The 12293-nt window shown below is 41.1% G+C and carries 16 protein-coding genes and 2 tRNA genes; 16 read left to right on the top strand and 2 right to left on the bottom strand.

The window, feature by feature from the left end:
• The first annotated feature begins 1 nt into the window (after position 1).
• The 8 genes from rsfS to SOS22_RS05135 all read left to right on the top strand — a co-directional run bounded on the left by rsfS (position 2) and on the right by SOS22_RS05135 (position 5579).
• Complete coding sequence (rsfS, locus tag SOS22_RS05170) at positions 2-340, top strand: ribosome silencing factor (RefSeq protein ID WP_320325583.1); 339 nt, start codon at positions 2-4, stop codon at positions 338-340.
• Positions 330-1034: a class I SAM-dependent methyltransferase gene (locus SOS22_RS05165; protein WP_320596538.1), complete on the top strand. Its 705-nt coding sequence runs from the start codon at positions 330-332 to the stop codon at positions 1032-1034. Before rsfS ends, SOS22_RS05165 begins: the two co-directional genes overlap by 11 nt.
• On the top strand, positions 1031-1708 hold the full coding sequence (locus SOS22_RS05160) for a 5'-methylthioadenosine/adenosylhomocysteine nucleosidase (RefSeq protein WP_320325581.1): 678 nt from the start codon (positions 1031-1033) through the stop codon (positions 1706-1708). The genes SOS22_RS05165 and SOS22_RS05160 overlap by 4 nt, the downstream gene beginning before the upstream one ends.
• Positions 1709-1724: 16 nt before the next feature.
• On the top strand, positions 1725-2180 hold the full coding sequence (locus SOS22_RS05155; RefSeq protein ID WP_320325580.1) for a hypothetical protein: 456 nt from the start codon (positions 1725-1727) through the stop codon (positions 2178-2180).
• Positions 2173-2712, top strand: a complete 540-nt coding sequence (locus SOS22_RS05150) for a DnaD domain-containing protein (protein ID WP_320325579.1) — start codon at positions 2173-2175, stop codon at positions 2710-2712. The genes SOS22_RS05155 and SOS22_RS05150 overlap by 8 nt, the downstream gene beginning before the upstream one ends.
• Positions 2702-3343, top strand: coding sequence for an endonuclease III (gene nth / locus SOS22_RS05145; RefSeq protein WP_320596537.1), 642 nt, complete (start codon positions 2702-2704; stop codon positions 3341-3343). The genes SOS22_RS05150 and nth overlap by 11 nt, the downstream gene beginning before the upstream one ends.
• A gap of 326 nt (positions 3344-3669) precedes the next feature.
• Positions 3670-4668: a UDP-N-acetylmuramate dehydrogenase gene (gene murB, locus SOS22_RS05140; RefSeq protein ID WP_320596536.1), complete on the top strand. Its 999-nt coding sequence runs from the start codon at positions 3670-3672 to the stop codon at positions 4666-4668.
• Positions 4669-4673: 5 nt separating this feature from the next.
• On the top strand, positions 4674-5579 hold the full coding sequence (locus tag SOS22_RS05135; protein WP_320325576.1) for an NAD(P)/FAD-dependent oxidoreductase: 906 nt from the start codon (positions 4674-4676) through the stop codon (positions 5577-5579).
• Positions 5580-5600: 21 nt separating this feature from the next.
• Here SOS22_RS05135 and SOS22_RS05130 read toward each other — a convergent pair whose 3' ends face one another.
• Together SOS22_RS05130 and coaBC are read right to left on the bottom strand one after the other, a co-directional pair.
• Positions 5601-6383, bottom strand: coding sequence for a type III pantothenate kinase (locus SOS22_RS05130; protein ID WP_320325622.1), 783 nt, complete (start codon positions 6381-6383; stop codon positions 5601-5603).
• A 5-nt stretch (positions 6384-6388) separates the two neighbouring features.
• Entirely contained in the window at positions 6389-7579 is a 1191-nt protein-coding gene (coaBC, locus tag SOS22_RS05125) for a bifunctional phosphopantothenoylcysteine decarboxylase/phosphopantothenate--cysteine ligase CoaBC (RefSeq protein WP_320325575.1), read from the bottom strand.
• Positions 7580-7659: 80 nt separating this feature from the next.
• On the opposite strand from coaBC, the gene SOS22_RS05120 reads away from it, so the two are divergent.
• The 8 genes from SOS22_RS05120 to SOS22_RS05085 all read left to right on the top strand — a co-directional run bounded on the left by SOS22_RS05120 (position 7660) and on the right by SOS22_RS05085 (position 11771).
• Positions 7660-8784, top strand: coding sequence for a glycerate kinase (locus tag SOS22_RS05120; protein ID WP_320596535.1), 1125 nt, complete (start codon positions 7660-7662; stop codon positions 8782-8784).
• 5 nt (positions 8785-8789) lie between these two features.
• Positions 8790-9302, top strand: coding sequence for a hypothetical protein (locus tag SOS22_RS05115; protein WP_320596534.1), 513 nt, complete (start codon positions 8790-8792; stop codon positions 9300-9302).
• 65 nt (positions 9303-9367) lie between these two features.
• Positions 9368-9757 (top strand): Inorganic pyrophosphatase, encoded by a 390-nt coding sequence (locus tag SOS22_RS05110; protein ID WP_320325572.1) that lies wholly within the window; start codon positions 9368-9370, stop codon positions 9755-9757.
• 39 nt (positions 9758-9796) lie between these two features.
• The gene (rbr, locus tag SOS22_RS05105) at positions 9797-10339 is read left to right on the top strand and encodes a rubrerythrin (protein ID WP_320596533.1); all 543 of its coding nucleotides are present in this window, start codon (positions 9797-9799) and stop codon (positions 10337-10339) included.
• A 39-nt stretch (positions 10340-10378) separates the two neighbouring features.
• Positions 10379-10636 (top strand): hypothetical protein, encoded by a 258-nt coding sequence (locus tag SOS22_RS05100; protein WP_320596532.1) that lies wholly within the window; start codon positions 10379-10381, stop codon positions 10634-10636.
• A gap of 10 nt (positions 10637-10646) precedes the next feature.
• A complete protein-coding gene (locus tag SOS22_RS05095; protein ID WP_320596531.1) occupies positions 10647-11525 on the top strand; it encodes a CPBP family intramembrane glutamic endopeptidase in 879 nt (292 codons plus the stop codon).
• A gap of 66 nt (positions 11526-11591) precedes the next feature.
• Positions 11592-11668 (top strand) — tRNA-Ile (locus SOS22_RS05090).
• A 27-nt stretch (positions 11669-11695) separates the two neighbouring features.
• A tRNA-Ala gene (locus SOS22_RS05085) sits at positions 11696-11771 on the top strand.
• Positions 11772-12293 lie beyond the last annotated feature (522 nt).

Here is a 12293-nt window from a genome sequence, read left to right as displayed (position 1 = left end):
TATGGAATTAAAAGATGTCGTGATTCAAGCGATATTGGAACGAAAAGGAATGTTCGTGAAAGACTACGATTGTATGGATATCACTCCATTTATGGATGATATCATTGTGGTCACAGCCAATAATCTTCGTCAAAATAATGCGATTGCCCAAAACATCAAAGAAAAAGTCAAAGAAGCAGGCTTTGATATCCCCATTCGTCAAGAAGGCGATGCCCATAGTCCTTGGATCTTATTGGATCTTGGCAATGTGGTGGTCAATTTATTTGTGAAAGAAACACGTCAAATTTATAATTTGGATCGTTTGTATGCAGATTGTCCGGTGACTAGCTATGATCTATAGTACGTTGGCCACCTATTATGATGATCTAGTCAAAGATGAACAAGCAACACAAGCCTGGGTTACTTGGATCGAACGACACAAATCCGCTTGTTCCATGTTAGAATGTGCCTGTGGATCAGGAGAAATCACTCATGCCCTTGCTTTAAAAGGCTATACGATGCAAGCTTTGGATCTTTCGCAACAAATGATCGATCAAGCCAAGGCCAAAGATCCAACCATTCCGTATTATTGCCAGGACATGAAAGACCTAAGTGCTTTGGGATCGTTTGAGGCGATTGCCTGTTTATGTGATAGCTTCAATTATCTTCTAGATCCAGAAGATGTCATTACCTTTTTTCAACAAGTCCATGATCATTTACATCCCCATGGCACCTTTTTCTTTGATACCCACGCTTTGGATCGCTTAGCAGAATTTCGCCAAGAATGGAATGAAACGGGTGAGTTTTGCGATGGTACCAAATACCAATGGTCCATTGAAAGCGAAGACGATTGGATCTATCAAGACTTTGCGTTTTATACGAAAGCCGGACTCATCCAGGAACATCACCTTCAAAGAGTCTATGATCCCCAATGGTTACAAACACAATTGGAACCCTATTTTGAAATTGAATCCATCGATACGGACTTTACCCATCCCGGTATCTGTCCGGGTGAAAAATATTTTTATGTATGTACAAGAAAGGAAACGAAATGATAGGAATTATTGCTGCAATGGATATGGAAGTCGAAGCCATTGAAAAGCTATCGACCATTACGAAAACCGAACAAGTCGCCACCTGTACCTTGCATTATGGTACAATGCATGGCAAAGACATCGTGATCGCAAAATCGGGCATTGGTAAGACGCATGCGGCCATGGCCACAGCGATCTTATGCATGAAACAAGATTTAGAAGCCATTATCAACATTGGTACGGCCGGTGGTCTAAAAGCCGATCAAAACGTCTTGGATATTGTCATCTCTCAAATGGTGGTACAAGCCGATTTTGATTTGACCGCATTGGATGGAGACGACGCCTATGGTCTGGTCTATGAACCCGACCAAAAATTGGTGGATCTTTGTACATCGTGTGCCCAAGATCTAGGCATTTCTTTTCATGTAGGTTGGATTGCCAGTCAAGACTTATTTATGTCACGAACGGAAGATCTGGATCGTTTGATGAGCCATTTTCCACAATCGGCCTGCAGTGAAATGGAAGCCGGCGCCATTGCCCAAGTGGCCCATTCGTTCCAAGTGCCCTATGTCATTGTCCGGGCATTGAGTGATGTGGCTGTTCACCATGATAATCCCATGGAATTTTCGGAATATGCACCCAAAGCCAGTGCTCAATCGGCACAATTAGTGGAAACCTTTATCAAACGTCTATAAGAAAGGAAGGGATAGGATGAAAGGACTGAATCGTCGTTTTACTGCTGTATTATGGATCGTCTTGATCCTTTTGATATGTATCTTTTGGTCACTTTTCATCAGTGGTCCCAATCGCGTTCATGAACAAGTCGAAGCCCAAAATCAAGCGAAGATCGAAAAGAAAGTCAAAGGCATTCAAGGATTAACGACGCATGTTTTTGATTATAAGACGTATCAAGGCTACACGAAAAAAACGTTATATTGGTTTAATGTGAAGGGCAATGTCATCACGACGCGAAAAATGAGCACGTTAAATTATGATAAAGCGAAGAAAGTGGCAAAAAAAGAGTATGGTATCCAAGCCGATACGATTGTTCTCGGTTATGGATATAATAATCCTTGTTATGTGATCACGGGCGATGGATCGATGATCTTGATTGATTATGATACCTTTGTTCGTGTCTATGAAAGAGGGTTGAGCCCAAATGAGTAAGATGGATTGGAATGCACCGTATATGGATCATCGCACTTGGATCTTGGATCATCTCCAAGATCTGCATGTCAACAACGATGAAGCCATGGTCTTATTATTGATTGATTTTATGAATCAAACCCATACCCCAATAGATCATGAAGCCCTATCCACAAAAACAAAGCTAGATGTGGATCAGATTGAAGAAATCTTTTTATCTCTATCGGATAAAGGCTATTTGACCATTGATTTTCATGACGGGGCCTTGACCTTTCATATTGACGGCGTCTATGAAGACGACATTGGACAACCTTTGGATCAATCTTTGATTGAACGCATTGAAACCGAATTTGGTCGTCCTTTAAGCCCCAATGAAATGCAACGCATCCTTGATCTGGAAGAAAAATACACCGAGCGCATGGTCGTTTGTGCGCTCAATGAAGCCGTGGTCTATAATAAATTATCCCTGAATTATATGGAATCGATCTTGGTGTCTTGGAAACAAAAAGGCTTAACGGTGGAAGAAGTGGAGGATGGTATTCGTGACCGGTAATGAAATTGTTGATGAAATCGAAAAAATATTTCCGCATGCCCAATGTGAATTGATCCATGAAACTCCGTTTCAATTGTTGGTAGCGGTTGTTTTATCGGCCCAAACCACCGATGCATCGGTCAATCAAGTCACACCAGCCTTATTTGCGGCCTATCCGACTTCGAAGGAGATGGCACAAGCCGAAGTCAAAGACATCATCCCTTACATCAAACGGATTGGTTTGTATCGTAATAAGGCCTATGCGATATCCAATCTAAGCAAAGAGCTGGAAAAACGCTACGATGGTATCGTTCCATCGCGTTATAAAGATTTGATGTCACTACCTGGTGTAGGCCGAAAAACGGCCAATGTGGTTCGCAGTGTAGCTTTTGGGATTCCTAGTTTTGCGGTGGATACCCATGTGGATCGGGTGAGTAAACGATTGGGATTGGCTAAACCTTATGATACGGTGGAAAAAGTGGAAGCCAAGCTCAAACGAAAGATCGATCGCGATCGATGGAATCAAGCCCATCATGATTTTATCTTTTTTGGTCGTTATCTTTGTACAGCCCGTAATCCTAAGTGTGAACAATGTCCGTTCACCAAGATTTGTAAGAAAGACAAATTGGATGCCTATAAACAGAAGCAATAGTACCCCAGGGGTACTTTTTTTATGGGAGAAAAAAGGTATAGTGAAGATAGGAGGGATGATCGTTTAGGCATGAAACAAAAACGATTTCTGTTTCCATATGCATCGCAATAAAGCCGAATGCAGGATAAGGAGAACAGTGCGAAGCCAACGAAAGTTTTTCAACACCCATTGGGCATTCATGATCTTATAGATCTTTCAGAGATTGAGCAAAAATCATCGTGAATTTCCCCCTGGCTGTGTTCTGTTTTAGCAGGACACAGTTTTTTTTGAGCAAATCACAAGACAGAAGACAATATCTAAGATAAAAAAGATATAGGAGGACAAAGATGAAGACAGTAACACATTTTGATCTATCCACGTATTTATCATTTCGTATGGGACCTATCATCCATACGGCCATCATTGTCGAAAAGGATCAAGAAATTGAAGATATCTTTCACTTATATCCAAATGCTTCGATTTTAGGTGGAGGCACCAATACGTTGGTAGGAAAGGAAAAGGCCCAAGATGTTTGGCTGATCAATCAAATGATGGGTTGGCAAATGGAATCGGAAACCGTGCAGGGTGTACGCATTCGCATCCAATCCGGTCAAAATATGGACGCATTTATTCAATGGAGCGTAGAAAATGGGTACCAAGGCATGGAATCTTTATCGGGCATTCCAGGAAGCTTAGGTGGAGCTGCCATGATGAATGCAGGGGCTTATGGCCATGAACTAAAAGATGTCATTGAATCGGTCCAAGTGTATGATCGTTTCACGCATCAAATAAAAACATTTTCAAAAGCTGAATTGGGTATGGGATATCGAACGTCTATTTTTCAACAAGATCCCCAACGTTGGTTTATTCAATCGGTGGTTGTTTCTTTGATTAAAGGATCGAAACAAGTACTTGTTCAAAAACGGGCAGAAATAGTAGATCAACGAGCCCATCGCATTCCGAATCTGCAACGCTATCCAAGTTGTGGCTCTTTTTTTCGCAATGTGATCGTTGCCAAAAGCCAAGCCATCCAGCTCCAAAAACAATTTCCTACTTTGAAGATGTTTGATTTGCCAGCAGATCATATCAAAATATCAACGGGATCAATATTAAAGACCTTGTGGCCCAAGGGATTTCATTTTCAAGGAGTGCGCATGTATCCAGACAGTCCATTGATCTTGATCAATGAAGGAGCAACCATGGATTCGGTGTCTTGTGCGATCCAAACCATCTTAGAGAAGGTCTATGCCCACACAAAGATCCAATTGGAACCAGAAGTTCGATTGATGGGCATTCCACTTGGTAAACGTTCGATTTTTCGATACGATGAAAGCACAAGGAGGTAGATCCTATGAATAAAAATAACATATTGATCATTGGGGCTGGCATTGCCGGTCTAACTGCTGCCATATATATTCAACGCGCAGGAAAACAAGCCATCGTGTTTGAAAAAAATGCACCGGGTGGTCAGATCATTACGGCCAATGAAATCGAAAATTATCCGGGCATGGCTTCGGTGAATGGGGCTGATCTAGGTTTTAAGCTCTATCAACAAGCCATGGATCTCGGTGCTCATTTTGTCTATGAAGAAGTTGTGAAGATTGTTCCCGAAGAAAATCGTGTCACGATCCAAACGGCACAAGATACATATTCCGGAAAGAGTTTGATCTATGCAGGTGGAGCGAGCCATCGTCATTTGGGCCTGGCCAATGAAGAAAAACTGATTGGACATGGCATTTCATATTGTGCCAATTGTGATGGGGCATTCTTTAAAGATAAAGTGGTAGCTGTCAATGGCGGTGGTAATATTGCCTTGGATGATGCCATTTATCTATCATCGATTGCCAAAGAAGTCTATTTGATCCATCGTCGGAATACATATCGAGCCGAAACGGTCCTACAGGAAAAATTAGCAACCATCGACAACATTCATCCCATCACAAATACGATCATTTGTGGCTTAGAGGAAAAGCAGGGAAAACTATCGGGTCTTGCGCTTCAAAATGTGCAAACGAAAGAAAAGCGTTCGTTAGCGGTAGATGGCTTATTTGTGGCCATTGGTATGCAACCAGAAACCAGCTTGTTGGAAGGCATTGTCCATTTGGACAAAAGCGGCTATATCCAAGCGGGAGAAGATACACGAACCAATGTAAAAAATATTTTTGTGGCAGGTGATGTGCGTACGAAAAATGTGCGTCAATTAACAACAGCGGCTGCCGATGGTACGGCTGCTGCTATATTAGCGGCTTCCATATAAAAAAAGAACCAATCAAAGTTTCTATTCTTTGATTGGTTTATTTTTTTTATAAATGATATTTAAGCCTTTGAAGATCAAATCGGCATCGTATGTATCGATCAATGGGGTATGGGCATGAATGATGCGGCCTAGACCGCCCGTGGCCACAACTTTGATGGGTTGAGGAGTATCGGCTTGTTTCTGGAATTGGCGAATCGTATATTCCACTCCACCTAAATATTGGTAAAAGACACCTGCTTCCATTTCACTTTGCGTATTACGAGCCATGATGGTCTTTGGCTTGCGAATTTCGATTTCTGGTAACTGTGCGGTTTGGTTGGTCAATGCCAAAGCACCCGTTTCAATGCCGACACTAATCACACCGGCACGAAACCGACCTTTTTCATCCACAAAATCATACGTGGTTGCCGTACCAAAATCGATGACCAATACCGGACCGCCATAATGATAATAGGCCCCGGCACAATCGACGATTCGATCAGCACCGACACTGCGTGGGTTTTCCATTTGAACACTGATTCCACTTTTTAAGCCCGGTCGAACAATGATGGGTTCGATCCCAAAGAATTTAAAAACACCATTGCGACAAGAGTGCATGACCTTGGGCACAACAGAAGTGATGATGACATCATCAATATCTTCTTTTTGTATATTTTCTCTTTGCATAAAGGACTGCAACATCAACCCAAACTCATCACTGGAACGACGCGCTTTGGTCGTTAAACGATATTTACCCACGATTTGATCCTTATTGATCAGACCCAATGTGATATTGGAGTTCCCGATATCGATACACACTAACATAGGCATTATTTTTCCTTTTCTAGTTTCGACATAGTCTTTAGAATTTTATATCCTAATTCCGATTTCGTCAACTTTGGCAGTTGATCGATGGAATCTTTGGTAATCAAACAGACTACGTTGGTATCGCCTTGGAAACCGGCTCCTTCCACAAATAAGTTATTGCCAATCAAAAGATCACAATTTTTATCGATCAACTTTTGGTGCGCATTTTTTTCGAGATCTTGGGTCTCCATCGCAAAGCCACAAAGAATCTGATGCGTCTTGTGACGACCAACAAAAGCTAAGATATCGGGATTTTTTATTAGACGCAATTCCATACAAGCATCCGCTTTCTTAATTTTTTGATTCGAAACCACTTCGGGTCGATAATCACCGACAGCGGCTGCCATGATGATATAATTCGCATCTTCATAAGTGTTTTTTACCGCTTCAAACATTTCCTGCGCCGTCTGAACATGGATCATTTCGACACCAGGAATATCCGTTAATGCACAAGGACCACACACAAGCGTGACTTGTGCCCCCATATCTTTAGCAGCTTGTGCGATCGCATAACCTTGTTTTCCGGAAGAATGATTGGAAAGAAAACGAACCGGATCCAATGGCTCTTGGGTCGGACCGGCTGTGATCAATACCTTTTTTCCAGCTAAAGAAAAAGTCGGATGGGTCAATTGTTCAATCCGATCGACCATAGCGGATACGGGTGCTAATTTGCCTTTGCCCGTTGCATCACAAGCTAAATGCCCCACTACAGGTTCCACAAATTGATAGCCCAATTGCTTGGCTTTTTGGATATTTTCTTGGGTCACTGGATTTTCATACATATCCACATTCATAGCTGGACAAATCAATTTGGTACATGTACAAGCTAAAAAGGTGGTGGATACCAGATCGTCACTGATGCCATGGACCACTTTCGCGATCACATTGGCAGTGGCAGGTACCAATACGACAATATCGGCCCAATTGGCTAAACTGATATGCGCAATGGGATCTTTTGTATCATGAAACAAGTCAGTTTCGACTGGATTTTTGGACAAGGCTTCAAAAGATAGTGGGGGAACAAATTGCGTTGCATGTTCTGTCATCATTACTTTTATTTCGAAATTGCGTTTGGAAAGCGTGCTTACAAGATCACAAGCTTTGTAGGCGGCAATGCCACCACAAACGCCAATCAATACATGTTTTTTGGCCATACGTATGCCTCCATATAAGCTCTTTTCATTATATAGTATCGCGATTTTGAACTCAATCTTTTCTATGGTAAACTGAAAATATGAAAATTGTCATTGCGAGTGATTCCTATAAAGGATGTATGACATCATCACAAGCTTGTGATCGCATTGAAGCTGGCATTCTTCGTGCCAATCCAAAGCATATTTGTGTGAAATATCCCATGGCGGATGGCGGCGAAGGAACGGCTGCAGTTTTTTGTGATGTGATCCATGGCAAGATGGTTTCCTGTCATACGGTGGATGCCTATGGAAAACCGATTCGAGCACACTATGCCTATAATGGATCAGTGGCCGTCATGGATGTGGCTAGTTGTATTGGCTTGAATATGACATCCAAAGAAAAGCGAAATCCGATGGTTGCTTCTTCCTATGGTGTTGGTTTGATGATCAAGGATGCCATTCATAAAGGGGCAAAAACATTGGTCATTGGTCTGGGTGGTAGTGCTACCAACGATGGTGGCATGGGCATTCTTTGTGCTTTTGGTGTCAAATTCTATGATAAAAAACGCAACGAATTGGAACCAGGTGTTTATGGCTTGCGCCGAATTGCCTATATCGATAAGCGCCAATTTAAACGGCCACATATAGAGATCATCGTGGCTTGCGATGTGAAAAATCATCTACTCGGTCCAGAAGGGGCTACGTATATTTTTGGGGCGCAAAAAGGAATCTTTAACAATCAAATGAAAGAGATCGATCATTGGATGCGTTTGTATCGGGATAAGGTCCAACAAACCTTTCATGTGGATATCGATGACTATGAAGGAGCGGGTGCTGCTGGGGGTATTGGCGGAATCTTATTGGGGGTTTTCCATGCCCGCCAACAAGCCGGGATCTCCTTATTGATGGAAACGAATCATATGGAAAAAGATGTGCGTGATTGTGATTTGGTGATAACCGGCGAAGGACAAACCGATGCACAAACGATGTATGGAAAAGTTCCTTTTGGCGTTTGTGAATTGGCCAATCGCTATGACAAACCCGTCATTTGTTTATCAGGTGCTTTAGGTAAAGGGTATCAAGAAATGTATCAAACGGGAATGATCGGCATTTTCTCAACCGCAGATCGAGCGATGTCTTTTCATCAAGCATTAGCCCAAGGGCCAGAAAAACTCGAAGCTTTGGCATATAGCATGACCAAATTAGTCGATGGATTAAGGAAGTGATCAATATGAAACGTTTGTTTTCAATCGTATGTGTTTTCGCTGTATTCCTTTCTTTGGTGGGTTGTCAGTCGAAAAAAGCATTTCAGACCAAAGATATTACGGTGAGTCAGCTCCAAGAAAAGATCAAAATTAAAGATACGTTTGTGTTTATGGTGGAACGAGATGGTTGTCAGTTTTGTAAGAAGTTAAATGCCTATATCAAAAAAACCAAGGGCGAACATCCAAATCTCACTATTTATGTGGTGGATTCCACGGATTTTGGTTTTCAAAAAGAAACCGAAGATGCCGATCATTTGATCTCTTCAACCAAAGATGGCAAAGCTTTACTTCAGATTGTACCGTATTTCATGTATACACCGGCTTTGTATGCGATAAAAAAAGGCAAGGTCAAACAAGCGGCCATTGGTTTCAATGATACGTATAAGACAGTTGGTTTGTGGAACAACACGTCACAAATCGATTTTGAACAAGCTGAATATGAAGACTTCTGGGATTTTGTTGAAAGCAGCGCACAATAAATTTACATTTCTTGAAAACTGTTTCAGTAATGCTATAATAAATATACACGTTTTCGGGAGGATTTATGCAAGAGATTGAAAATAATGCGCTATTTTGGCAAAAGGTAGATACTTTGGTTTTGTCCAGTTCGATTCAGATTGATTATCCAAAAGGATCAAAACATAAACAATTCACCAATTTGATCTATCCAGTTGATTATGGAATCTTGACCGATACGATTGATCCATCCACGGATCCCATTCATATTTATAAAGGATCCAAAAAAACTAATCGGGTCGATGCATTGGTCATTAGTGCCGATATCTTAAAGAAAGATTGTGTTGTGAAATTTTTAGTGGGCTGTGATGAAGACGAAACACTGGCCATCATGGAATTTTTAAATCAAACGGATTTTCAAAAAGCGGTATTGATCCGGAGGGGGACAGAAATTCCAAATTGGGCTTCCAATGACTAAAAAAATGGTATAATAAACAAAAAGAGGAGGTCTGATTTTATGGAATTAAAAGGTTCTCAGACAGAAAAAAATTTACAGACAGCTTTTGCGGGTGAAAGTCAAGCAAGCATCAAGTATCAGTATTATGCTTCGCAAGCCAAGAAAGATGGATATGTAAAGATCCAAAATATTTTCTTGGAGACAGCAGGCAATGAAAAAGAACATGCGAAATTGTGGTTTAAAGCTTTGCATGGGGGTGTCATTCCAACAACGACTGAAAATCTAAAAGATGCAGCGGCTGGTGAAAACTATGAGTGGACCGATATGTATGCTGGTTTTGCCAAGACGGCTCGTGAAGAAGGCTTTGATGAAATTGCTCGTTTATTCGATGGCGTAGCGAAAGTGGAAAAACATCATGAAGCGCGTTACAAAGCAATGACCAAAGAAATTGAAGACGATACGATGTTCAAGAAAGCACCAGATACGGTATGGATCTGCTTGAATTGTGGACATGTATTTGTGGGACCGAATGCACCAGAAAAATGTCCAGTATGTGCGCATCCAAAGAGCTATTTCCAAGAATTAAAAGAACATTATGAATAATCGATAGGCTGGAATTTCCAGCCTTTATTTTGAGGTACTATGAAAGTCATTGAATCAAACCAAGTTATGGAATATCTAAAAGCAGGTCATGTTCTTGTCATCATGGAAGATGGAACGCTTGTGTGCTTAAAAGCAGAAAAAATTTATCTTCAAAATACGAATTGGCACAGTGTGGTCTCGTATCAAGATTTCTGGGAACTCTATCCCCAAGCTCATTTTGGGCTGTATGAAGAAGAAGTGACCATTGATGAGAAGAAAGATGAAGAATATTATCAATGGCGTGCCAAATATCAATAGGAGGAATACTATGCCACCAGTTTTCACTAAATGGAAAGATCTAACACGCCAAGTCCGGCATATTGGTTGGTTATTGCTTGGCCTTGCCTTTGCACAGATCCTATTGGGATGGGTATTGCGTTTGTTGTATATGCGTTTTTATATTTCTATCAATCAAGAAACCTATGCAGGGGTTCGTCTGCTTTTGTTGACCATATTGACAACGGGAGGAACAGCTTGGATTGGTAAAAAAGCATTGAAGGTCGAATGGACCAAGGCCCAATTTCGATGGGATTTTTCTTTTGAGACCGTCATCAAGACCGTAGCTTCGATGTTTACGATCACGATTACCTTTTCCATGCTTTTAACACTGATCCAAATGGCATTGGGCCTTCATTTTATGGATGGAGGATTGACCACCTATCATGGACCTTTCTATATTGTTTTGATGCTGGTTTCCGCTGTATGTATTGCGCCTTGTTGCGAAGAAATCTTATTTCGTGGAGAGATTGAACAAAGCCTCATGCCTTATGGTGCGGTATTTGCGATTGTCTTTAGTGGCGTTTTATTTGGTTGGATGCATATGAACTTTACCCAAGGCATCATGCATATGTTTACGGGAACCTTGTTGGGCATGGTCTATTGGAAACATCGGAATCTTTCCCTGAATATGGTATGTCATATGTTGTTTAATGGCATTACGATTGGCCTGAATTATATGACCCACTTTATGGGATTGCGCGCTTTGATTGTCTGTGTGTTGGTTGGCTATGGCATCGTAGGCTTGTTCGATCTACGACCCTTGCCGGAAAAGAATGCCTATCCGGTATTTCGCCTTGCTTTTCGTCAAGTTTCGATCATTTTATTTTTTCTTTTGTTTTTAGTGATTTCCTTTCTAAGTATCTATTAAAAAAAGTGAAAAAGTGTGTTGACATCAAATATCGCAAATGGTAATATGATTAGGCAGTCAGCAAGCGGGCCTGTAGCTCAGTTGGTTAGAGCGCACCCCTGATAAGGGTGAGGTCGCTGGTTCAAATCCATTCAGGCCCACCATTTTGTTTTCTGCAAAACCACTTTTGTGGGGTGTTAGCTCAGCTGGGAGAGCACCTGCTTTGCACGCAGGGGGTCAGGAGTTCGATCCTCCTACGCTCCACCATATGTCAATAAGTCCTTTACCTAAAGGACTTTTTTTATTTATAACGTTTTATCAAGTAATAATTCGTAAGACCTTATCCTTCTTTAGAAATCTTTTTCGTTAAGAAATTCAAATCATACCATCAAAAAAGGGAGAGCCAATTCTAGTTCTCCCTTTGATATCACCAGCTTTTTAATGCTGTGATCTATTCATAGATTTTTATCATTCCTATGCTTCATCACCTTACAGGAACACAACGACTCCTACAAAGAAGATTATATACAAGATGGTCGTCCATCTGGTAAAAAACATCTTTCCGTATCTGTACGTGCAATATTCCTGTTTAAACAATTCTGAAATTCGGTTTCCATATTTATATAATAGATAAACCATTCCGACAAAGCAGGCAAACATTCCCAATAAACATAAAATTGAAAGAATAGGAACACTCATCAGTAAGGCGACCAAATTATTTAAGATGTGCAAAAGAATAGGAATACGCATAGAATTCTCTTTTAAACTTACATACCCCAAAAAACATCC

It is taken from the genome of Absicoccus sp., assembly GCF_034090965.1.
GTDB lineage: Bacteria > Bacillota_I > Bacilli_A > Erysipelotrichales > Erysipelotrichaceae > Absicoccus > Absicoccus intestinalis.
The sequence above is the reverse complement of the archived record's forward strand: the minus strand, read 5'-3'. Positions and strand labels throughout refer to the sequence as shown.

Coding starts and splice junctions, on each gene's coding strand:
- rsfS (WP_320325583.1), top strand. CDS start 2: ATGGAATTAAAAGATGTCGTGATTCAAGCGATATTGGAACGAAAAGGA.
- SOS22_RS05150 (WP_320325579.1), top strand. CDS start 2,173: ATGAGTAAGATGGATTGGAATGCACCGTATATGGATCATCGCACTTGG.
- SOS22_RS05095 (WP_320596531.1), top strand. CDS start 10,647: ATGCCACCAGTTTTCACTAAATGGAAAGATCTAACACGCCAAGTCCGG.
- SOS22_RS05165 (WP_320596538.1), top strand. CDS start 330: ATGATCTATAGTACGTTGGCCACCTATTATGATGATCTAGTCAAAGAT.
- SOS22_RS05120 (WP_320596535.1), top strand. CDS start 7,660: ATGAAAATTGTCATTGCGAGTGATTCCTATAAAGGATGTATGACATCA.
- SOS22_RS05110 (WP_320325572.1), top strand. CDS start 9,368: ATGCAAGAGATTGAAAATAATGCGCTATTTTGGCAAAAGGTAGATACT.
- SOS22_RS05135 (WP_320325576.1), top strand. CDS start 4,674: ATGAATAAAAATAACATATTGATCATTGGGGCTGGCATTGCCGGTCTA.
- murB (WP_320596536.1), top strand. CDS start 3,670: ATGAAGACAGTAACACATTTTGATCTATCCACGTATTTATCATTTCGT.
- coaBC (WP_320325575.1), bottom strand. CDS start 7,579: ATGGCCAAAAAACATGTATTGATTGGCGTTTGTGGTGGCATTGCCGCC.
- SOS22_RS05160 (WP_320325581.1), top strand. CDS start 1,031: ATGATAGGAATTATTGCTGCAATGGATATGGAAGTCGAAGCCATTGAA.
- SOS22_RS05100 (WP_320596532.1), top strand. CDS start 10,379: ATGAAAGTCATTGAATCAAACCAAGTTATGGAATATCTAAAAGCAGGT.
- SOS22_RS05155 (WP_320325580.1), top strand. CDS start 1,725: ATGAAAGGACTGAATCGTCGTTTTACTGCTGTATTATGGATCGTCTTG.
- SOS22_RS05115 (WP_320596534.1), top strand. CDS start 8,790: ATGAAACGTTTGTTTTCAATCGTATGTGTTTTCGCTGTATTCCTTTCT.
- SOS22_RS05130 (WP_320325622.1), bottom strand. CDS start 6,383: ATGTTAGTGTGTATCGATATCGGGAACTCCAATATCACATTGGGTCTG.
- rbr (WP_320596533.1), top strand. CDS start 9,797: ATGGAATTAAAAGGTTCTCAGACAGAAAAAAATTTACAGACAGCTTTT.